Below are 21,569 nucleotides of genomic sequence, written 5' to 3'. Positions count from 1 at the left end.
CCACCTATCCGTCCAGTTGCGCCCTCAGGGTTTGCACGCCCCGCCGCGACCAGCTCACTGCTCCAACGCGATCGGCGATGTAGAGGGGCCGCTGCTTTTGCCGAAACCAGGTGGCTACTGCCTCGCCAACAGGGCCGGAGCTGATGCCCGCCTGCACCTGAAAGCGCTCCAGCAAGTCCAGGATCACGGATCCCCCATCCCACCACAGCCAGTCGATCTGGGCCGGCAGCAGGGGGGATCCGGTCAGCTCAGCCTGGACGTTGGTGCCGGCGGATCCCAAGAGCAGCCAACGGGATCCCTCCGCCTCCAGGGTCAACACCAGGGGGTTGGTGTGGACAGCCTGCAGCTTCAGCCGCTCCGAAAAAGGGATCCAATCCGCAGGCCGCAAGACTTGATAGGGGATCCCGGCTGCTTGCACGGCGCTGAGGGAGCGCAGGTAGCTGTCCGAGGCGGCATTGACGCCGCCCCCATCCCAGAACTGCCCGATGGAGAAAGCCGAAAGCAGGATCTCCCAGCCCCCATTGGCCGAGCCGGCAGAGGTCATGGCCACCGCCCCCTCCAGACGGCGCAGGCCCTGCTGCCGCAAAAAGGGCAGCACCGTGCGCTCGGCCAAGCGGGGATCGCCGCTGTTCAGTAAGAGATGGCGTCCTTCGGCTTGGATGGCCAGGATGGGGATACGGCCACTGGCCAAAGCCGTGATCTGAACTGGCGGCCCCGGCCACAGCCTTGGCCCCAGCAGGATGGCAGCCATAACCAGAGCAGTACCCTGCCAGCGGAAAGCCCGCCGCCAGCGGGGCCAAAAGGTCAGGGCCACCAGCGCCCCGTAGAGGAGCAGGCACTGCAGCAACGAGACCCTGCCGGTGTAGTAGGAGCTTAGGGGCCAGCCGGCCATCCAGCTCACCCAGTTAATCAAAGGCGTGAGCAAAAACGTCAAGGGCCGGGCCAGCAGGGATCCCAGCCCCGGCCAGATCAAGGCCACCAGGGCCGCCCCAAACCCTGCCACCAGCAGCGGCACTACTAGAAGCAATAGCAGCGGGTTGGCCAGCAGCGAGTAGGTGGGGATGCGGCCAAAGATAACCACCTGTAGCGGCAGGGTCCAGATCTGGGCGGCCAGCGGAACGGCCAGAGCGGTAGCCACCGCCGGCGGCAAAAAGTCCAGCCGGGACACGATCGGCGCCGTCCCCACCAGCAGCCCCAAGGTGGCGGCAAAGCTAAGCTGAAACCCCAAGTCCGTAATCCACAGGGGCTGGTAGATCAAGAGCAAAACTGCCGCCACCAGCAGCGTCCCCAGGGGGTTAAGCCTGACTTTTCCTTCCAGTCTGGGCTCCGTCAGTACCAGCATGGCCGCCACCCCCATCACCGCCGCCCGCAGCACCGAAGGCGTAAACCCCGTCAAGGTGAGGTAAATCCCCAAGACCGCCAGGAGGATCCCTTGCTGCAGGCGCACCGGCAGCCGCCGCGTCAGGACGAACACCACCCCCACCAGCAGCGACACGTGAAACCCAGAGGCCGCCAGGACGTGGGCCAGGCCAACTTCTCGAAAGGCATCCTGCAAATCAAAGTCCAGTTGAGCAGCGCGGGATCCCAGCACCAGGGAAGCCAAGAGGTTCCCCTGCCGCTCCCCCAGCCCGGCAATGAACGCCTCCCGCACCCGCCGCCGCAACACCCAACCTCCCCAGCCCCTCCCGCCCGGTTGGGGAATCACCTCGCGAGCGCTGAACCCCGCAAAAGCCCCCTGCCGCTGCAGATAGACCTGAAAATCAAAGCTGCCTGGGTTCAGGGCTGGACTGGGAAGGTAGAGGGATCCCGTCAGGCGCACCCGCTGGTTGGGATGGAGATCCTGGCTTGGGAGAGCTTCAGGGCTGGCAGTGACGTAGAGCTTGCCGCTCACCTGGCGAGCGGTGGAGTTGGCCTCCAACACCTGCTCCGCCTCAAGCCAAAACTGCCGCCGCTCGCTGCGGGTGGGACGGGGCTCCGCAAGAACGGTGCCCACCAGGCTCATCTGCGGCTGTGGGGCCAGCAGGCTAATATCCGTCGGGCCGGGAACCGGCTGCCGCCAGCCCAGGTAGGCCCAGGCCAGGCAGCCCACCAGACCCATCGCCAGCCAGGTGCGGGCCAAACGCGGTCGTCGCCGCCACCCCAGGGATCCCACCAATCCCAGCCCCAGCGGGATCCCCCAGCCCCAGCCGCTCACCGCCGGCCAGGCCCGCAGCAACAGGCCCAGGATCCAGCCCAGCCCCAGCAGATAGGTTCTTTCCATGTTTCCGCGGCACGTTTGCCCCCACTGTACTGTCCCGCTCAGGCGGGATCCATGGCGTTGTCTTAACCTTGCTCGCCTGCCAAAAAATCGTATTAAAGGATACTCTTTCTCGCCCCTGGCAAAGGGAGTGTAGATTAGGGCTGTTCGCGTGGCGAGCTGTTCAAGTGCTTTGCAGCACCAGGTAGGGCTCGCAGATGCCGAGGAAGTTCCCCGAGCCAACCTTCTCAGATAAGCAGCAGTCGTCTGTTCCCCTCTCTACCGTTTTCCTTGAACCCTATGCGCATTCGATCCATCCGCGTTCTCAGTGGCCCCAACTACTGGAGCATCCGTCGTCACAAGCTGATCCAAATGCGGCTCGATCTGGAAGACCTGCGGGAGCGCCCCACCAACACCATTCCGGGTTTTAAAGAAAGGTTGCAGACCTTGTTGCCGGGACTGTGGGAACATCAGTGCTCCCGCGGCTGCTATGGGGGATTCTTGCAACGGGTGGAAGAGGGTACCCTCATGGGCCATGTGGTGGAGCATGTGGCTTTGGAACTGCAGACCCTGGCCGGCATGAAAGTGGATTTTGGCCGCACCCGCGAAACCTCCACCCCCGGCACCTACAACGTCGTCTTTGAGTATCAGGAGGCAGAAGCCGGGCGCTTTGCCGCCAAAGCTGCAGTGTATCTCTGTCAGGCCTTGGTGGATGGAGAAGACTACCGCCGCGACCTGGAGCTGGACATCCAAGAGTTGCGAGAGATCCGAGAAAACGTCCGCTTCGGTCCCAGCACCCAAGCTCTGCTGGATGAGGCCGCCCTGCGCGGCATCCCCTATCTCCGCCTTAACAAGGGATCCCTGGTGCAACTGGGGTACGGAGTCTACCAAAAGCGCATCGAAGCCACCACCACCGAAAAAACCAGCATCATTGCCGCCGACCTGGCCGCCGACAAACGGGCCACCAAAGAACTGCTGCAAGACATGGGGATCCCGGTGCCCAAGGGCTACACCGTGCGGCGTCGCAGCGAGTTGGCGGCCACTATCGAGGATGTGGGGGGCTTTCCGGTGGTGATCAAGCCCCTCAACGCCAACCATGGCAAGGGCATCACCGTCAACATCACCAGCTTGGAGGCCGCCGAGATCGCCTACGATGCGGCCAGCCAGTACTCCGATGTGGTGTTGGTGGAACAACACCTGGTGGGGGATGACTACCGCCTGCTGGTGATCAACAACAAACTGGTGGCCGTGGCCAAACGGATCCCAGCCCATGTAGTGGGGGATGGCCGCTCCACCATTCAAGAGTTGATCGATGCGGTCAACCGGGATCCGCGGCGGGGGTTTGGTCACGAAAACGTGCTGACCCAGATCAGCGTTGACGACATGACCCTGCGCATCCTGGAGAGCAAAGGCTACACCCTGGATACCGTGCTGCCCGAAGGAGAGCATTGCACCCTCAAGTCCACGGCCAACCTGAGCACCGGCGGCATTGCCGTCGATTGCACCGATATCATCCACCCCTACAATGCCTTTATTGCCGAGCGGGCAGCTCAGATCATCGGCCTGGATGTGGCGGGCATCGACCTCATCTGCCCGGACATCGCCCAGCCCGTCAACGAAACCGGCGGCGGCATCGTCGAAGTGAACGCCTCTCCGGGTTTGCGTATGCACCTGGCCCCCAGCGAAGGGATCCCGCGCAATGTGGCCGAGCCCATCATCGACATGCTCTTTCCCCCCGGCAGCCACACCCGTATCCCCATCCTGGCCGTCACCGGCACTAACGGCAAAACCACCACTACCCGCCTGATCGCCCACATCCTCAAAGGTATCGGCAAGCGGGTCGGCTTTACCACCACCGACGGCGTTTACATTCAAAACCATCAAATTGCCAAGGGAGACATGACCGGCCCCCACAGCGCCCGCCTGGTACTGCGGGATCCCACCGTAGAAGTGGCGGTGCTGGAAACGGCACGGGGCGGTATCTTGCGGGAGGGTTTGGGGTTCCCGGAATGCGACATTGGCGTGGTGCTCAACGTAACCTCAGATCACCTGGGGCTGGGGGACATCGAAACCCTGGAAGACATGGCCCGCGTCAAATCGGTTTTGGTGGAGGCGGTACACGAGCGGGGCTACGCCGTCTTAAATGCCGACGACGGCCTGGTGGCCGCCATGGCCGCCAACGTCAAGGCGACGGTGGCCTATTTCAGCATGAACCCGGAGAATCCCCTCATTCAAAAGCACATTGCTTCCGGGGGCACAGCGGCTGTTTATGAAGAGGGTCACATCTCGATTTTGAAACGGGGCTGGAAACTGCGCATCGAAGATGTAACCAACATTCCCCTCACCCTCTCCGGCAAGGCCAGCTTCATGATCCAAAATGCCCTGGCCGCCACCCTGGCCGCCTTCCTGCACGGGGTTTCCATCGACGACATCCGCATGGCACTGGGCACCTTTACCAGTTCTGTGGCTCAAACCCCCGGTCGGCTCAACTTGTTCGATGTGGGCGGCTACCAGGTGTTGGTGGACTACGCCCACAACCCGGCAGGCTACGAGGCCATTCAGAGCACCCTGGAACGCTGGGATTGTCAGCGGAAGATTGGCGTGATTGGCGGCCCCGGGGATCGGCGCAACAGCGATCTGAGAGAGTTGGGAGTCCTGGCGGCGCGGATGTTCGACCGAGCCATCGTCAAAGAAGATGATGACCGGCGGGGACGGGAGCCAGGCGAAGTGGCCGCTCTGATCCGGCAGGGTTGGGAACAGGAAAAGGCAGGGGATCGCTTGCAGGAGATCCTGGATGAGGCAACTGCCATCGAAACTGCTTTGGAAAAGGCCGAACCCGGAGACCTGGTGGTGATCTTTCCGGCAGACGTGCAGCGCACCATCCAGATCATCACCCGCTTCCAAGACAAGCTTAACCCCAAACCCAGTTACCGTGGCTCTTCCTACAGCATGGGCCCAAACTTGATCTCCCCCAGCCCTGAGGGCAAACCGTCTTAAGCCGGCTGCCGACAACTCCAGAATGCTTCATGGTTGCCAGAAGCATGCCCCCGTTCCCTAAAGAGTATTGGGAATTGAGTGGGCGGAGATGGCCCATAACCCCCCGGCGGCGATATCCTGGGTTTAGGCTTGCCAGGGCCAGGCTGGCTCAGCTTGTCTTTTGGGGAGGAGCAGGTGTAGAGACTCCATTCCGTTTGTGCGAACGGTTCAAGGGATCCTCGCTTTTTAAGGCTCTTTTAAGGAACCTTAAGCGTTTCTAAAAAAGCTCAAAGAGGGCGGACAGAACGTTAGGGATCCCAAGCGACTTTGGGAACATCGTTAGGGTAATAGTGGGCTTCGCAAGGTAGGGAAACCGCACATGGACAGCGCGTTGCTGCAAGCAGCTCGTCAGATCTATCAATTTCATCTCCAGCATCGACCGGAGGTGCTGGAGCAGCCGCCGCGGGGTGTGGTCATCCACCGCCGTACCCTGAGAGGGGATCTGATCTTTTCTGAGTTTCCCATTCTGCTGCCCCAAGAAACCTTTATTCCGCTGCAGCAGTTGGAGCCGCTGCGGTGAGGCAGAAGGGCTCCTCTCCCGTTCTTCTCCTGCCCTTTTGAAGTGGTTGCCATGCTCAACCTTCTCTCCTGCTACGCAGCGCTTGCGCAATGTGGCTGAGCAACGCCGACGCGAACGGCATCTGGGAGCTGCGCCTGTTGGGCTGGGTGCTGGTGTTGGTGCTAGGAGCCTGTGTGGGCAGCTTTCTCAATGTGGTAGTCTATCGCCTGCCGCGGGGCCTCTCTCTGCTCTATCCTGGATCCCATTGTCCCCACTGCAAAACACCGCTGGGCCCGACGGAGAACATCCCCATTCTGGGCTGGTTCCTGCTGCGGGGCCGCTGCCGCCACTGCGGTGCGCAGATTAGCTGGCGCTACCCTGCCGTTGAAGCCTTGACCCTGGGGCTGTTTGGCCTCAGCATCGCCATCTTGGGTTTTTCCCCCCGCGGGATCCTCACCTGTGTCTTGTTGGGCTGGCTGCTGGCCCTGGCGCTGGTTGATCTGGACACGTTCTTGCTGCCGGAAGCGCTCACCCGCTCCGGCTTGGTGGCGGGGCTGCTGGCCCGCTTGGCGCTGCCCTGGCTGGAAGGATCCGGATCCCTGGCGGCCATGGGCCTGTCGCTGGTGGCCGGGATCGCGGGGGCCGTATTGGGCATTTGGTTGCTGGAGGGCATTGGCTTTGTTGCCCGCTGGGTTTTGCAGCGGGAGGCCATGGGCGGAGGAGATGGCAAGCTGCTGGCTCTGATCGGCATGTGGCTGGGCTGGCAAGGAGTCGTGGTGACTCTCCTTTTGGGTTCCGGCTTCGGCTTGCTGGGCAGCCTGCTGGCCATGACCAAAGGAAAGGCCCGCCTGGGCAAACCCATCCCCTTCGGCCCCTACTTGGCTCTGGGCGGTGCCGTGGCCGCCTTGGCGGGATCCCCCCTGGTGGAAGCCTACCTGCACTGGTCGGGTTTGCTGGGGTAGAACTCCCGCACCCCTCTTCCAGTGGCAACGGCGCCAACGATCGGCAGGGATCCCCTTTGGCCCCTATTCCACCCCCTCGATCCGGTCTTCCACTTCTTGGTACAGCTCCTGCAGGCGCTCAATATTGGCCTGGGAAGTCTGCCAGTAGCCACGCCCGTGCACCTCCAACAGGGATCCGACGATGCGCCGGAAGGAGTGGGGGTTGAGGTTCATCAGCCGCTGCCGCATCGCCTCGTCCTTGATGAAGGTCTCGTTGGTTTCCTCGTAGATCCAGTTGTCCACCGCGCCTGCCGTGGCCGACCAGCCGGAGGTGTTCACCAGCCGCTTGGCGATCTCCCGCACCCCTTCGTAGCCGTGCTTGAGCATGCCCTCATACCACTTGGGGTTGAGCAGCTTGGTGCGAGCATCAAGGCGGATCGTCTCGCTCAGGGTGCGGATCTGGGCGTTGGGCGTGGTGGTATCCGCCATGTAGGCCGAGGGGGCCTTGCCGTCCGGGCGCAGGCTCTGCACCAGCTTGGTGGGATCCGAGTCGAAGTAGTGGCTGACATCCGTCAGGCTGATCTCCGAGGAATCCAGATTCTGGAAGGTAACGTCCACCGTTTTCAGGCTGGCCTCAAAAAGCTGCCGCATCTGCTGGTTGGGCAGATTGGAGCCGAAGGCAAAGGACTTGCGGGATAGATACATCTCCCGCAGCTCGCTCTCGTCTTCCCAGGAGCTGTTTTCCACCGCCAGGTTGATGTTGGCCGAGTAGGAGCCGGAAGCGTTGGAAAAGACCCGCGTTGCTGCCTGCTCCAGCGTCAGCCCCAGCTCCTTGGCCTGCTGTAGGGCGTGCTTGCGCACAAAGTTCAGCTCCAGCGGCTCGTCGGCCAAGGCCGCCAGCTTCACCGCCCGGTCGAGGAGAGCCATTTGGTTGACAAACAGATCCCGGAACACCCCCGAGCAGTTGACCACCACGTCGATGCGGGGCCGCCCCAGCTCCGCCAGAGGGATCAGCTCCACCTTGTTCACCCGCCCCAGGGCATCCGGCTTGGGACGCACCCCCAGCAAACACAGCACCTGGGCTAGCGATTCCCCATAGGTCTTGATGTTGTCCGTGCCCCAGAGCACCACCGAGATGGTTTCCGGGTACCTGCCGCCGTTGGCGCTCAACTCGCGGGCCAGCAGCCGCTCCACCACGATCTCCGCCGACTTGATGGCCGCTGCCGTGGGGATGGACTGGGGATCCAAAGCATGGATGTTGCGCCCCGTCGGCAACACATTGGGGTTGCGGATGGGATCCCCGCCCGGCCCCGGCAGGATGTACTCCCCTTCCAAGGCCCGCAGCAGCGATCCCAGCTCGTAGTCAGCCGTAATTTGCTTAAGGCACTCTTCCAAAAACTCAAACAGAGGCTTGAGCAGCTCTGCATCCACCTGGGGATAGCCCGCCTCCTTGAGGGCCACCAGCCAGGGCGCCTGCCGCCCCATGTTGAAGAAGTTGAGCTTAGCTACCCTGGAGACCCGCCCCTGGGCGTCGGTTTGCTCCTGCACCAGGGCCGCCACTGCCTTGTGGCAGGCCTTGTTGATGCGATCCAGCAGCTCCGTATCCGCCAGGTGCCCCCGATCCCGGTTGCGGTAGATCTCGTCGATATCCCGGCCCAGGCTCTGGGCAATAATGCGCGGCAGGCCAAGGATCCCTTCTTCTGGGCGGTCGATGCTGGCGATGCTGACCAGGGTGGCGATGGCTTCCTCTGCGGTAGGGGGCGCCCCGATCACATGCAGCCCACAGGGCAACAGCCGCGACTCGATCTCCATTAGCTTGGCGTAGAGCTGGCCCACCACCGTGTCCCGTTCTTCCAGGGTGAGCTGGCCGGCATCCACCGTCGGCAGCTCCACGTCCTTGTCCAGGTTGACCAGGCGCGCCTTGTCACAGATGGCGTTGACAATGGCAATGCCCCGTGCCCCCTCCCGCAGGGTTTGGTAAGAGCCAATCAACTCCCGCAGCTCCTGCAACCCCTTGTAGAGGCCGGCATTTTCTGCCGGCGGCGTCAAGTAGCTGATGGTGCAGGCGTAGCCGCGCCGCTTGGCGATGGTGGCCTCGCTGGGGTTGTTGGCCGCGTAGTAGTACAAGTTGGGCAGGGATCCAATCAAATTATCCGGGTAGCACTCGCCCGACATGCCGATCTGCTTGCCCGGCATGAACTCCAAAGAGCCATGGGTGCCAAAGTGCAGCACCGCATCGGCTCCCCAAACTTTCTCCAAATAGGTGTAGTAGGCGGCAAAACCGTGGTGGGGGCTGGCCGACCTGGAAAAGAGCAGCCGCATGGGATCCCCTTCGTAGCCAAAAGTGGGCTGCACCCCGATGAACACGTTGCCAAAGTGCTTGCCGTAGATGAGCAGATTCTGCCCGTCGGTGTTCAGGTGCCCCGGCGCTGGCCCCCAATATTTTTCAATGGCTTTGACATAGGGCGTCAGGGCCTCGTATTCCCGCACCGACAGCTTGGCAGCCACGTTCAGCTCCGGGCTGGCGTACTGGGCCTGGGCATCGTGCAGGATGGCCTCCATCAACTCCTGCGGCGTTTTGGGCAGCTCTGGCCCCAGGTCATAGCCGTTGTGGGCCAGCGCCTGCATGACGCGGTGGATGGAAGCAAACACATCTAAGTAGGCCGCCGTCCCCACATTGCCCTTGTCCGGCGGGAAGCTGAAGACGGTGATGGCAATTTTCTTCTCCAGCTTGGGCTTACGCCGCAGATTGGCCCACTTGATGGCCCGCGCCGCGATCAGCTCAATCCGATCCTGTAGAGCATGGGCCTTGCCGGTGGCCGCGTCCCGCCCCGAGAGGATGATGGGATCGATGGCCCCGTCCAGCTCAGGGATGGCAATCTGCAGCGCCACCTGCACCGGGTGTAGGCCCAAGTCACTAGTGGCCCATTCCTCTGTGGATTGAAACACCAAGGGCAGCGCCACCATGTAGGGGCGATTGAGCCGTTGCAGCGCCTCCACGGCTTTGGGGTGATCCTGCCGCGCCGGCCCGCCCACCAGGGCAAACCCCGTCAGCGACACCACCACATCCACAATTGGCGTCGTCTTCTGCTCGTTCCAGAAAAACTCGTTCACCGGCTTGGAAAAGTCCAAGCCGCCGGCAAACACCGGCACCACCCGCGCCCCGCGCGACTCCAGCTCTTGCACCATGGCCACGTAGTGGGCATCGTCCCCCGTCACCAGGTGGGTGCGCTGCAGCACCAGCCCCACACAGGGGGCCAGGGGATCCTTCACGTCTTCTGGCAGATCCTCGCGGGCGTTGTACCAATCCCAATACTCCGCCAGGCTGGCAAACATCTGCGGCGCCAGCGGGTGCCAAATGCCCATCTCCAAATAGGTGACCGGCTCGGCAAACTTAACCTGATCCCGCATCCCCGGCAGGTAGCGATCCGCCAGCATCAGCAAAAAGTTCTCCAGGTTCTCGCGGGATCCGCCCAGCCAGTACTGGAAGCTGAGCATGAAGTTGCGGGCATCCTGGGCCTTGTCAAAGGGCAGGTACTTCAACACCTTGGGCAGCGTCTGCAGCAGCTTCAGCATCCCCTCTTGGAAGTTGGATCCCTGTTGGCGCTTGCGCATGAACTGGGCAATGGCGCTCTTGGATTGGCCCAGTTGCGCCATGGAAAAGGATCCCAGCTTATTAAGGCGCATCACCTCTGGCATGGAGGGGAACACCACCACCGCATCCAGCCGCTCCCGCAGGGGTTCTACTGCCTGTACCACCTTCTGGGCAATGTCCTCAATGAAGATCAAGGAGCCGATAAAGACATTGGCCGTCTCCAGATCCCGCCGGAAAGCCTCATACCCCGCGGGATCCCGCAGCTCCTCCACCAAGTAACCAGACAGCTCCACCGCCAGCTTGGGGTTCTGGGCATTGATGCGCTGCACCGCCGCCGTCAGGGCACTCTGATACTGCGGCTCCAACACCACGTACACCACCTTCATCAGTCGGCGCCCCCCCAGCTCAGCAGGGGTTACGTGGCGGGTGATGGGCTTAACCAGAGTAAACATGCAGTCGCTCTCCCTTGTGCAATGCAAAAAAGCAAGTGGGCCGGGAATGGGCATTCTTCCCTAGCGCCTGTTTCCCGTTCTACCAGAGAAACGGAACTGGGTTCGTTAAGAGCCGTTACACATGTAACAATTCGCAATTTACCAGCTCCACTCCCGCTCTGCCTTGGGATACTTGCGCTCCAAAGCAAAGGGCAATATAGACAGAGCCGTATCCTTATTCCAAGTCCTGCTGATGTTGTCGCTTGACCCAGGGCAAGTGTTCTTGCAAAGGTTCCACTAGGGTTTCTGGCAGCATCGTTAACCGGCTCTCCATCCCTTTACTATTGCGAATCGCCAGTTGCCGTTGGGCAAAATCCACATCTTTAACCCGGAGCTGCTGAGCTCCTGCCAACCTCGAGCCACTGCCATACAGCACCTGCACCACCAAGCGATAGATCCCAGACAGATGCACAATGACAGCCTTGACCTCCTCAGGGGTTAAGACCGTAGGCAAATAGCTTGAGCGCATGGCTCGTACGGCGTCTAGGTCAAGGTCTAGCTCCAGATGCAAAACTTCTCGGTAAAGGAACAACAGCGCACTGAGAGCTTGGTTCTGCGTGGACGCCGCCACCCTCTCCTCCACCGCTAAGTGGGTTAAGAAGGCATTGATCTGCTCGCCACCCATCTCCTTGGGGTGTCGCTTGTTGTGAAACAAGATATATCGACGGATCCGGAGAAGATAAAATTTCTCAGTCTGGTAGGAGTAGTGCTTGACTCGGAGAGCATCACTGACCTGCTCCAAAGGTTGTTGGTGAGGGGGCGCTGGGGTTGGTGGGTAGTAGAGGCGAATAGCGAAAAATTTACATAATATAACAAATCACTGCACCCGACTGGATGCTAGGCTATCTTCAGCACTCTAAGTCATTGACGGCGGGTGAGTTCAACTGATAGGAGTCCTTCCGACAAAGTGCCAGTTATGAAAAGCAACTATGACCTGACAACAAGAGATGGCTTTCGGAGCGCAATCAAAGATCTCCTTGAAATTCCTGTTCTTGGCCAAATTTATGCTCCGTTCTTTTGGATCGCTGATAAGGTCTTCGATTTTCTAGAACCTGGGAAAGCCGTAGAGAAGCAATCGAAGGTAGCCGTTGACTTAATCAAGGCGGGCAAAGAACACGGGGCAAAGCGGATGAAAATTATGATGGATGAGCAGGCAGGCTTCCATCTAGATGTCCCCATTGAGGGGGTAAAAGTGAATGTTGGTGCTGGTAGTAAAGGAAAGGTTTTAATAGATATTGAGTACTCCTAACTCATCGCTGCAGGCGCGACGGCCCTGACGGGCCGCGGACTGAGCTCAAACGTTACCCCACTTGGGAGAACACAGATGCAGCAACAAGACCGTTTCCGCGGGTGTCTTCTCGGTCTTGCCGTTGGGGATGCTATCGGCACTACCGTTGAGTTTCGCCCACGGGGAAGCTTTACACCGCTGACGGATATGGTCGGTGGAGGTCCATTCCATCTCCGTGCAGGCCAGTGGACTGATGATACTTCGATGGCGCTTTGCCTGGCAACCAGCCTTGTTGAGTGCAACGGGTTCGACGCTCATGATCAAATGAGGCGTTATTGCAAGTGGGCCGAGACGGGTTACTTGAGCAGTACTGGGACATGCTTCGACATAGGTTCTACGACCACCTCTGCATTGCGCAGGTTTCGCCAGACAGGAAACCCCTTTGCCGGGTCAAGCGATCCGCGCTTAGCCGGCAATGGATGCATAATGCGGTTAGCGCCGATTCCTATGTTCTTCTTCCCGGACCTGCAAGCAGCAGAACGATTTGCAGCGGAGAGTTCCCGAGTTACTCACGGTGCGGCGGAATGCCTAGACGCTTGTCGTCTTTTGGCGCGGATCATTTGTCGGGCGTTATCTGGTAGCTCAAAGGATGAGGTTGCTCTGGGTGACAGCCAGACATTCGTGGGGGCCGAGAAGATCGTTGCGATTGCCCGTGGAGCCTACTGTCAAAAGCCGGAAGATGAGATACGCGGCTCCGGGTATGTGGTGGACAGTCTGGAAGCGGCGATGTGGTGTTTCGTTCGTTCCCACAGTTTTGAGGAAGCGGTTCTCATGGCGGCAAATCTAGGCGACGATGCCGACACAACCGCTGCGGTATGTGGGCAAGTGGCAGGAGCGTACTATGGTGTACAAGGAATTCCTGTCGCCTGGCTAGAACAGCTTGCGTTACATTTGGAAATTGCGGATCTCGCTGACCGGCTGTACAGCGCGAGCAAGAAGAGAGCGGCATACCGTTATGTTGCCAGCCCTAACAGCTTGTGAGTGATGAGAAGGGATCCCATCTCGTCTACTCTTTACTCCTAGTAGAGATAAAACCGGAAGCAGTGACAGCTTAGAGATCCCCAAGCATGACGCAATCGGCAGATCGAGAAGAACTTCAGCCTTGGGAAACTTGACCTTCTAATCCCGGAAGCACTGCCAGCAAGGGAATCCCAGGAGCTATGCTGGACTGCGGTGTTAGTCATTGAAATCAGTATGCGTGCCTATTACTTACAACATGTGCCGTTTGAGGGTCTCGGCTACATAGAGTCCTGGCTCAAAGCCAAGGGATATCCGGTAACGGGCACAAAGTTTTTTGAATCGACGAGATTGCCTAGCCTGGATGAATTTGACATGCTCATCGTCATGGGCGGCCCTATGAGCGCCAATGATGAAAGGGCGTTTCCTTGGCTAGTGCAGGAGAAGGGGTTTATCCGCAATGCCATTGAGGCCGGTAAGTCGGTTTTGGGCATCTGTCTGGGGGCACAACTGATTGCCAGCGCAATGGGTAGCCGAGTGTTTCCAAATCCCGTTAAGGAAATAGGTTGGTGGCCGGTACAAGGGGTACAGCCCCCTGATGAGCTAACCTTTCGCTTCTCGCCCTCAATTGAGGTTTTCCACTGGCACGGGGAAACTTTTGAGCTGCCACCCGGTGCAATTCACCTTGCCAAGAGCGAAGGCTGTGAGAACCAGGCCTTTCAGCTTGGGCGCTCAGTGATCGGCCTCCAGTTTCACTTGGAAACCACGCCAGAAGCGGCGCAAGAGCTTGTCTCCCACTGCCGCGACGAACTGTTGCCATCTACATATGTGCAATCTGAGGCAGCCATTCTTGCAGCTCCACCCGAAAAGTACCAAGCAATAAACAGTTTGATGGGTGAGGTGCTCTCATTCTTGTGCAGTCGTGGCAGAACCGACCACTTCTAGGGGCACTTCAGCAGGGGCCGCGGTGTAGCGGTGCAATTCTTCTAGGGCCAAGTTGAGCTTGTACATCGGGTCTGAGGTGCGGTAGTTCGGCTCCAGGTGAGTCCGAAACTGTGGCGGCAGGGATCCCGTGGGGCGAAGATTCAAAAAAGTCGTCGCTTAATTTTTGATTCAGGATCCCCTGCTCGGCAGCAGTCTACTCCAATTTGCTGGCGAACAAAGGGCCGGTCGCTAGCTCGCCTGTCGGTCTCCAAGGCAAAACGCCCTGCAATTTATAGACAATAGACAAATAAACGCCCAATTCCTGCCATGACGACTTTGACGCTCAATTTAAGCCCTTTGATAACCCTGACGCGGGCGAATTTTATCCGGCTTTGTGCCGCTAATCCTGAGCTGAAGTTGGAACGCACTGCCCAAGGAGAGCTGGTCATCATGTCTCCAACCGGGGGAGAAACGGGCCACTGGAGCGCCGAGATCACCACAGATCTAACTCTTTGGAATCGGCAATCGGGCCGGGGCAAAACATTTGATTCCTCCACCGGCTTTTCTCTGCCTTCGGGCAGCGACCGCTCTCCCGATTTAGCCTGGATCCCGATTGAGAAGTGGGAAGCTTTGGATCCGGAAGCCCGTCAGGGCTTTCTGCCCTTGTGCCCCGATTTTGTGGTGGAGATCCTCTCGCCCACCGACTCTTGGACTCAAACCCAGGCCAAGATGCAGGAGTACATGGACAACGGCTGCCGGCTGGGATGGCTGCTGGATCCCAAGGGCAAGCGGGCGATGATCTACCGGGCAGGGAAGGCGCCGGAATTGCTGGAAGACCCGCAAACTCTCTCAGGGGAAGAGGTGCTACCCGGCTTTACCTTGCCCATCCGCCAGATCTGGTCTTAGCTGCATCCTGCAACGTTTAGGGCCTACGGCCCGCTAGCGGGAAGGGAACCGGCTCCTCGCAGACACAATTCAAACCTACGATGGCCCTATCTACATTGCCGATGCCGTTTGCAACACGCCCTGCCCATGGTCATTCCAAAGGAAAACATCCCGCTGCTTCCGGTCTTTGGGGGAATGCAGCCACCCTCCTACGAGCGAGGGAAAAGAGCCTGGGAGCGGTCAGCGCTGCGTGGCCATAACGAGACTGCAGGAAACTTCCTAGGTTAGAGTGTGTTCAGGAGTACGGGGCTGACGGGGCTCGAACCCGCAACTTCCGCCGTGACAGGGCGGTGCTCTAACCAATTGAACTACAGCCCCAATCGCTGCGAATATCTATTTTGAATCTGGATGAGGATTGTTGTCAATCATGGTGGTGAGTCTGGCAGGGCAGGCCGCAGCCCTTGTGGATAGCGCTCCGCAAAATGGGATCCCAGCAGCGGTGATGCAACAGGTGGCGGATGTGCTCACCCAGGTGGCCCAACATCTGGATCACCTGCAATACACCACCTTGCGCTATCCCGATGGCGGCTGGCTGACGGTGCGGGTGGTAGAAAAGCCCGACCAGACAGAGTCCTCGCCGGGAGGCGAACCGGTCAGCCATGTGTGGATCCCGGCTTTCGGCCACCTGGAAGACGCCCAGGCCACCCTGGCGGAGCTGAGGGAGCGAGCGCCGGAGTTGGAGACTGTGTCTTTTGGGGTTTTGGAGCTGTTGTTCTTGGCGTTGGGCTTTTCCCGGGCTGATGGCATTGTCTTTTACGACCAAGTTGGGAATCGGCAGCAGGGCAAAACCGTGGCCTGCCGAGCTCTGACAGAACAGGTCAACCAATCCCTTCGCAGAGGGGCCTCCCCGGCTTGATGACACTTATCACAAAGCCGGATCCCCGCTCTGCCACCCCCTGTCAACTCAAGATGGCCCCCTGTCGGCGGGCAAACTTCCGCAGCTTCTCGTCCATCCGTGCCCCCCGCAGATCGGCTTTGCAAAAGTTGGTAAAGCGCTTGCTCTGGTCTTCTGGATGGCGAGCCAAACGAACCCTACCGGTCACAGACCAGAGCACCGAGCTGGCCACCAAAAAAGCGATCCCAGCCGCTCCCAACGCATAAACCAAATCACCCGTGGTCAGGCGGACCAGCAAAAAGGCCAGGATACCCGAGCCCAGCAGCCCCCCTAAGCCCGCCAGGATCCCTCCCAACGTCTTGGCCGATCCAGACAGTCGACCCAAAACCTGCAGCCAATAGGGTTGAGGGGTGTTGAAGAGGATGCCGCGCAGATCCGCCCCCTGCAAGTTGGCCCCTGAGAAATCGGCTCCACGCAGATCAGCCTGGCGCAAATCGTAACCGGCTAAGTTTTGGTTGGCAAAGGACTTTCCCCGCAGATCGGCCCCCGCCATGGAAGGGATCCGCGGTGGAGTGGCCGGCTTGATCCGCCCGCCGCTGGTGATGCTGCTGGCTCGGCTCACTTGGGCGAAACCGGTGCTGCTCCCCCACTCAGAGGGGATGGCTACCGGGCTGCCGCCCGTCATTCCCCCCGCGCTGGACTGAGGGAGAGGAGTGGGCGAGAAACCGCCGGAGCGGTGCTTGGCCCAATAGCCGGAGATCACCGAGGAGCCTGGAGACAGGGGAGAGTCGGACAGCACAATGGGCTGGGAGATGGGGCCGCCTACCTTCTCCACCGGGATCCCTTGCAACGCCCGCAAAACCTCGGTAGCGGTGGCAAAGCGCTGGTTGATGGCCGGCTGCAACATGCGGTGCAAAATGGCGTCGAATTCGGGGCTGAGCTGTAGGCAATCCGACCAATCCCACTCCCCCGTCTCATGGTTATAAAACCTGGCCGGAGATTGCAACGTCATCAGGTTGATACAGGTAGCCGCCAGAGCGTAGAGATCGCTGGAGGGACCGACCGCCTGGCCGGCCACTTGCTCTGGGGGAGAAAAGCCAAGGGAGCGGATCGCAGTCACCTCCGCCGTCTGCTCCTGGGCTGGCCCCAGCTCCTTCACAGCTCCAAAGTCGATCAACACCAGCCGCTGATCCTCCTTGCGGCGAATGAGGTTGGCTGGCTTAATGTCGCGGTGAACGGTGTTGTGGCTGTGGACATAGCTGAGGATCAGCAGCACCTCCTGCATCACCTGCCGGGCCTGTGCTTCCGAAAAGGGCCCATGGCGACGCATTTCCTGCGAGAGGGTAATGCCCTGGATAAATTCCTGCACCAGGTAGAACTTGCCACCTTCCTGGAAGTGGGCGTAGAGCTTGGGGATCTGGGAATGTTCGCCGAGGCGCTCCAACACTTGGGCCTCGCGATTGAACAGCTCCTCCGCCAACTTGGCCAGTTGCGGGGATCCCTCGACCGGGCGCAACTGCTTGATCACCCGCCAAGGTTTGGAAGGCATGTCCTCATCGCGGGCCAAGAAAGTAGCGCCAAATCCCCCCTGGCCGATGCGCTTGAAGGCCCGGTAGCGGTTGCGCAGCAGAAGGGGATGGCCACAGGCGGCACAGGTGGAGGCGTCGGCCGGGTTTTCCGGTTGCAAGCAGGCAGGGTTAAGGCAGTAGCAGTTGGACATACCTTTGGGGTTACCGGCTGGCGATCCGGACAACCGACACAGAGCCGAGAACTGGACAGGCCAGTTGTGATAGATACATACAGGTTAGACCAAGGAGAAACAAATTTTGCACAACTGCCTCAGCTAGGCTGATTCTAGCGTCTGCCCCCCCTGGGGATAATCGGAGAAATCGCTTAGTTTTCCGCGGATGAGGGCGGGGGAAACAAGGTCAAGACAACAAGGGCTAGACTGCCCCGCAGGCAGAAAACTTAGAATTGATAAATACACCCATCTTGCCCTGTCATGTTTCCAGCTCTTTCCGGTGCTGCCATTCGGCAAACGTTTCTGGACTTCTACGCCCAGCGGGGCCATCAGGTGTTGCCCAGCGCTTCCCTGGTGCCGGAAGATCCGACGGTGCTGCTGACCATTGCCGGCATGTTGCCCTTTAAGCCGATCTTTTTGGGACATCGGGATCCAGAGTACCCGCGGGTTACAACCGCCCAAAAATGTGTGCGCACCAACGACATCGAGAATGTGGGGCGAACGGCACGCCACCACACCTTCTTCGAGATGCTGGGCAACTTCAGCTTCGGCGACTACTTCAAAAAAGAGGCCATTGTCTGGGCCTGGGAGCTGGTGACGGAGGTGTTCGGCCTGCCGCCGGAACGGCTGGTGGTGAGCGTCTTTCACGAAGATGAAGAGGCTTTTGCCCTCTGGCGAGATGAAGTAGGGATCCCGGCCCACCGCATCCAGCGCCTGGGAGAGGCGGACAATTTCTGGGCTGCCGGCCCCACCGGCCCTTGCGGCCCTTGTTCTGAGATCTACTACGACTTCAAGCCGGAGCTGGGGGATGAGCGGATCGATTTGGAGGATGACTCCCGCTTCCTGGAGATCTACAACCTGGTGTTCATGGAGCTGAACCGGGATAGCGAAGGTCGCCTGATGCCGCTGGCCAAGCAAAACATTGACACCGGCCTGGGGTTGGAGCGGCTGGCCCAGGTGCTGCAGGGGGTGCCCAACAACTACGAGACCGACTTGATCTTTCCCATCATTCAAACGGCGGCTGGGATCGCCGGGCTGAACTACGCCAAGGCCGACCCGGAGCAGCAGATCTCCCTGAAGGTGATCGGGGATCACGCGCGGGCGGTGATGCATTTGATTGCCGATGGGGTGCTTCCTTCCAATGTGGATCGGGGCTATGTGCTGCGGCGGCTGATCCGGCGGATGGTGCGCCACGGGCGGCTCTTGGGGATCGGCGAGCCTTTTACCATTCCGGTGGTAGAGACCGCGATTCAGTTGGCCGAGGCTGCCTATCCTCAGGTGCGGGAGCGAGAAACCCTGATCAAAACCGAGCTGCAGCGGGAAGAGGAGCAATTTCTCAAGACCCTGGAGCGGGGGGAACGGCTGCTGCTGGATCTGTTTGCTGCCGTCGAATCTTCCCCTGGCAACGGCGGCTCGCCAAAGCAGATCTCCGGTGCCGACGCTTTCAAGCTCTTCGATACCTACGGCTTCCCGCTGGAGCTGACCCAAGAAATTGCCCAGGAACGCGGCTTCAGCGTGGATCTAGAGGGCTTTGAGCAAGAGATGGAGAAACAGCGGCAGCGGGCCCGCGCCGCCCACCAGACCATCGACCTGACGGCCCAGGGATCCCTGGACGAGCTGGCCGATTTTCTCAGCCAAACAGAGTTTTTGGGCTACAGCCAATCTTCTGCCCGCGGCGTGGTCGAGGCCCTGTTGGTGGAAGGAAAATCGGTGCCCCAAGTGGAGGCAGGGCAAGCGGTGCAGATTGTCTTGGATCGCACCCCTTTCTATGCCGAATCTGGCGGGCAAATCGGCGACCGTGGCTACCTCTCCGGCGACGGCTTGCTGGTGCGCGTGGAAGATGTGCAAAAGCAAGGGGATCTGTTTGTTCACTTTGGCCGGGTAGAACGCGGGATCCTGCGGGTGGGGGATCCGGTGCAAGCTCAGATCGACTTGGCCTGTCGGCGGCGCGCCCAGGCCCACCACACCGCCACCCACCTGCTGCAGGCAGCCCTGAAAAAAATTGTCGATCCCTCCATCAGCCAGGCGGGATCCCTGGTGGCCTTTGACCGGCTGCGCTTTGATTTCACCCTCTCCCGACCCGTCACCCCCGCGGAGCTGGAACAGGTTGAAAACTTGGTGAACACCTGGATTGCCGAGGCCCATGCGGCTCAGGTGGCCATCATGCCCTTAACGGAGGCCAAAGCCAAAGGAGCCGTGGCCATGTTCGGGGAAAAATACGGCGCCGAGGTGCGGGTGATCGACTTTCCGGGCGTTTCGATGGAGCTGTGTGGTGGCACCCATGTCAACAACACCGCCGAGATCGGCCTGTTTAAGATCATCGCCGAGACCGGGGTGGCTGCCGGGATCCGTCGCATCGAGGCTGTGGCCGGGCCGGCGGTGCTGGAATACCTGAACGAGCGGGACAAGGTGGTGCGGGAGCTGAGCGCCCATTTCAAGGCCAAGCCCCAGGAACTGCCGGAGCGGGTCGCCGCCCTGCAGGCGGAGCTGAAGGCCGCCCAAAAAGAGCTGGAGGAGGTGCGCAGCCAGTTGGCTTTGCTGCAGGCCGAACGTTTGTTGTCCGCGGCGGCTGCCGTCGGAGATCTCAAGATCTTGGTGGCGGAACTGGGATCCACCCCCGCCGAGGCCCTCAAAACCGCCGCCGAGCATCTGCTCCACAAGCTGGGGCAAGGGGCGGTGGTGCTGGGCTCGGTGCCGGAAGCCGGCAAGGTCAGCCTAGTGGCCGCCTTTAGCCCGGCGGTGCAGCAACTTGGCCTGAAGGCAGGCTCCTTCATCGGCGAGATCGCCAAACTCACCGGGGGGGGCGGCGGCGGACGGCCCAACTTGGCCCAAGCCGGTGGCAAGCAACCGGAGAAACTGGCAGAGGCTTTGCAGGCGGCCCAGGAACGGTTGCAAGCAGAGCTGATCGCGGCGGCGGGGCGGAGCTCTTAACTTCCTTCTCCCCCTGAGAGAGGGCGGAGGGGAGGGAAGCGGCCCGGAGCGCTCGCGGTGCGTCTCCCACCTGAACCGCTGGCGGCTGTCCGGCCAAGATCCCCTCTGTTGACAGCGCGCTTTGAGGTGAACTCAGGTGAACTTAAATGCCGTCGTAGGGAACGGTGTCTCCGTACCCAAGATGCTCCTCGTCTGATGAGGCGGTGGGCTGCTGCTCTTGTGAAGAATCTGCCGGCTCCCCCTCATCCACCAACACCAGCACCCGCACAAGTTGATTTTTGGGCAATTGTTCCTGCGCCTGCACAGGCAAAATCAGTTGACCTTGGCTGTCGGTGCGAGCCCAGAACTCGTGTGCTTTCATGCTATCTACCTGGGATGGCGGGGAAAGAAAATCTTATACCAGCTTGCCCCAGGCTCTGCCGCAGCCACGGGATCCCTACGCCAAGCTCGCAACCCAGCCCGCATCCGTTGCCGCTTCTGGGCGCGCAGAAAAGAGCCGGGGATCCTGCCATCCCAAATGAGAATGGATCGGCTTCCAATCCTTCCCAACTTGACAGTGCTTCAAGCTGCTGAGGGATCCCCACTTGGTTGTTTTGCATACATGGGCCCAATCCTCAAAAAGACGGGGCTGTAGACCCAGCTTTTGAGTAAAAATTCTTCCTGCTTACAGTCTTGATGCAAATCTTGCCTGTCGTGTCTGAGGGCTGCATCGCAAAGCTGTTAAGATCGGCTCAGCACAGCGATGCCGATCAACAAAAATGCAAGTCAAGAGATGGTTAAAAATCAGTTAAAAACTGGAAATCTCTGGGTTAAGCATTCCAAGACGCATCGGTGTCATCTTGCACTTTGGAGCTTGTTTGGCAATGGTTAAGAGTTTGTTTTCGCTGGGCCGCTCTGCCGTCCTGTTGAGTTTGGGGTTGGCCTTTGTAATGGGATCCCCAGCTTCATCGCCGGTCTTTTCTCAGAGGAGAGCCGGGGCAGAGGGTAAGGTGATCCGGCCTGCTGCCTCGACCAATTTTTACTCGCTATTTTTGGCCGAGATCATCAACGAGGGGTTGCGGGAACTAGGCTATCAGGTTGAGCCCACGCAACAGCTTCAGGTGGCTTTGGCCCATGCCGCTCTGGCCAGCAACGACGTAGATTTTCTCAC

Annotated in this window: 16 protein-coding genes and 1 tRNA gene; 10 read left to right on the top strand and 7 right to left on the bottom strand. The window is 60.0% G+C overall.

All coding sequences use genetic code 11. The features are described from left to right. Nucleotides 1-4 precede the first annotated feature (4 nt). Entirely contained in the window at nt 5-2,260 is a 2,256-nt protein-coding gene (locus NW844_RS06030) for a ComEC/Rec2 family competence protein (RefSeq protein WP_414334334.1), read from the bottom strand. Between the two features lie 276 nt (nt 2,261-2,536). Here NW844_RS06030 and cphA point away from each other — a divergent pair, with 276 nt between their 5' ends. The 3 genes from cphA to NW844_RS06015 all read left to right on the top strand — a co-directional run bounded on the left by cphA (nt 2,537) and on the right by NW844_RS06015 (nt 6,733). Next, nucleotides 2,537-5,233, top strand: a complete 2,697-nt coding sequence (gene cphA, locus NW844_RS06025; RefSeq protein ID WP_414334332.1) for a cyanophycin synthetase — start codon at nt 2,537-2,539, stop codon at nt 5,231-5,233. A gap of 358 nt (nt 5,234-5,591) precedes the next feature. Then, a complete protein-coding gene (locus tag NW844_RS06020) occupies nt 5,592-5,792 on the top strand; it encodes a hypothetical protein (RefSeq protein ID WP_414330572.1) in 201 nt (66 codons plus the stop codon). An 89-nt stretch (nt 5,793-5,881) separates the two neighbouring features. Beyond that, nucleotides 5,882-6,733: a prepilin peptidase gene (locus NW844_RS06015; protein ID WP_414334331.1), complete on the top strand. Its 852-nt coding sequence runs from the start codon at nt 5,882-5,884 to the stop codon at nt 6,731-6,733. A gap of 63 nt (nt 6,734-6,796) precedes the next feature. On the opposite strand, the gene NW844_RS06010 is transcribed toward NW844_RS06015, so the two are convergent. Together NW844_RS06010 and NW844_RS06005 are read right to left on the bottom strand one after the other, a co-directional pair. Then, nucleotides 6,797-10,759, bottom strand: a complete 3,963-nt coding sequence (locus tag NW844_RS06010) for a magnesium chelatase subunit H (RefSeq protein ID WP_414334330.1) — start codon at nt 10,757-10,759, stop codon at nt 6,797-6,799. A 214-nt stretch (nt 10,760-10,973) separates the two neighbouring features. Beyond that, the gene (locus NW844_RS06005; protein WP_414334328.1) at nt 10,974-11,540 is read right to left on the bottom strand and encodes a phage integrase N-terminal SAM-like domain-containing protein; all 567 of its coding nucleotides are present in this window, start codon (nt 11,538-11,540) and stop codon (nt 10,974-10,976) included. 174 nt (nt 11,541-11,714) lie between these two features. Between NW844_RS06005 and NW844_RS06000 the strand changes: the two genes are divergently transcribed. The 3 genes from NW844_RS06000 to NW844_RS05990 all read left to right on the top strand — a co-directional run bounded on the left by NW844_RS06000 (nt 11,715) and on the right by NW844_RS05990 (nt 13,988). Next, on the top strand, nt 11,715-12,047 hold the full coding sequence (locus NW844_RS06000) for a hypothetical protein (protein ID WP_414334327.1): 333 nt from the start codon (nt 11,715-11,717) through the stop codon (nt 12,045-12,047). A 75-nt stretch (nt 12,048-12,122) separates the two neighbouring features. Then, nucleotides 12,123-13,067 carry an ADP-ribosylglycohydrolase family protein gene (locus NW844_RS05995; RefSeq protein WP_414334326.1) on the top strand — a complete coding sequence of 315 codons (945 nt, stop codon included), beginning with the start codon at nt 12,123-12,125 and terminating at the stop codon, nt 13,065-13,067. A gap of 213 nt (nt 13,068-13,280) precedes the next feature. Continuing rightward, entirely contained in the window at nt 13,281-13,988 is a 708-nt protein-coding gene (locus NW844_RS05990) for a type 1 glutamine amidotransferase (RefSeq protein WP_414334324.1), read from the top strand. Here the strand turns inward: NW844_RS05990 and NW844_RS05985 are convergent. Beyond that, entirely contained in the window at nt 13,950-14,132 is a 183-nt protein-coding gene (locus NW844_RS05985) for a hypothetical protein (protein WP_414334323.1), read from the bottom strand. The genes NW844_RS05990 and NW844_RS05985 overlap by 39 nt on opposite strands. Nucleotides 14,133-14,294: 162 nt before the next feature. On the opposite strand from NW844_RS05985, the gene NW844_RS05980 reads away from it, so the two are divergent. Continuing rightward, nucleotides 14,295-14,873, top strand: coding sequence for a Uma2 family endonuclease (locus tag NW844_RS05980; protein ID WP_414334321.1), 579 nt, complete (start codon nt 14,295-14,297; stop codon nt 14,871-14,873). 283 nt (nt 14,874-15,156) lie between these two features. On the opposite strand, the gene NW844_RS05975 is transcribed toward NW844_RS05980, so the two are convergent. Next, nucleotides 15,157-15,230 (bottom strand) — tRNA-Asp (locus NW844_RS05975). Nucleotides 15,231-15,279: 49 nt separating this feature from the next. On the opposite strand from NW844_RS05975, the gene NW844_RS05970 reads away from it, so the two are divergent. Beyond that, a complete protein-coding gene (locus NW844_RS05970) occupies nt 15,280-15,768 on the top strand; it encodes a hypothetical protein (RefSeq protein WP_414334319.1) in 489 nt (162 codons plus the stop codon). Nucleotides 15,769-15,811: 43 nt separating this feature from the next. On the opposite strand, the gene NW844_RS05965 is transcribed toward NW844_RS05970, so the two are convergent. Beyond that, nucleotides 15,812-17,467, bottom strand: coding sequence for a protein kinase domain-containing protein (locus tag NW844_RS05965; RefSeq protein WP_414334317.1), 1,656 nt, complete (start codon nt 17,465-17,467; stop codon nt 15,812-15,814). 282 nt (nt 17,468-17,749) lie between these two features. On the opposite strand from NW844_RS05965, the gene alaS reads away from it, so the two are divergent. Further along, nucleotides 17,750-20,419: an alanine--tRNA ligase gene (gene alaS / locus NW844_RS05960; protein ID WP_414334315.1), complete on the top strand. Its 2,670-nt coding sequence runs from the start codon at nt 17,750-17,752 to the stop codon at nt 20,417-20,419. A 142-nt stretch (nt 20,420-20,561) separates the two neighbouring features. Here alaS and NW844_RS05955 read toward each other — a convergent pair whose 3' ends face one another. Continuing rightward, nucleotides 20,562-20,780: a hypothetical protein gene (locus tag NW844_RS05955; RefSeq protein ID WP_414334313.1), complete on the bottom strand. Its 219-nt coding sequence runs from the start codon at nt 20,778-20,780 to the stop codon at nt 20,562-20,564. A 502-nt stretch (nt 20,781-21,282) separates the two neighbouring features. Here NW844_RS05955 and NW844_RS05950 point away from each other — a divergent pair. Continuing rightward, nucleotides 21,283-21,569, top strand: a 287-nt coding sequence (locus NW844_RS05950; protein WP_414334311.1) for a hypothetical protein, incomplete at its 3' end; no start/stop codon positions are given.

This window comes from Synechococcus sp. H55.2, from assembly GCF_047462495.1.
Taxonomy (GTDB): Bacteria; Cyanobacteriota; Cyanobacteriia; order Thermostichales; family Thermostichaceae; genus Thermostichus.
This window is presented reverse-complemented; position numbering and strand designations above follow the sequence as displayed.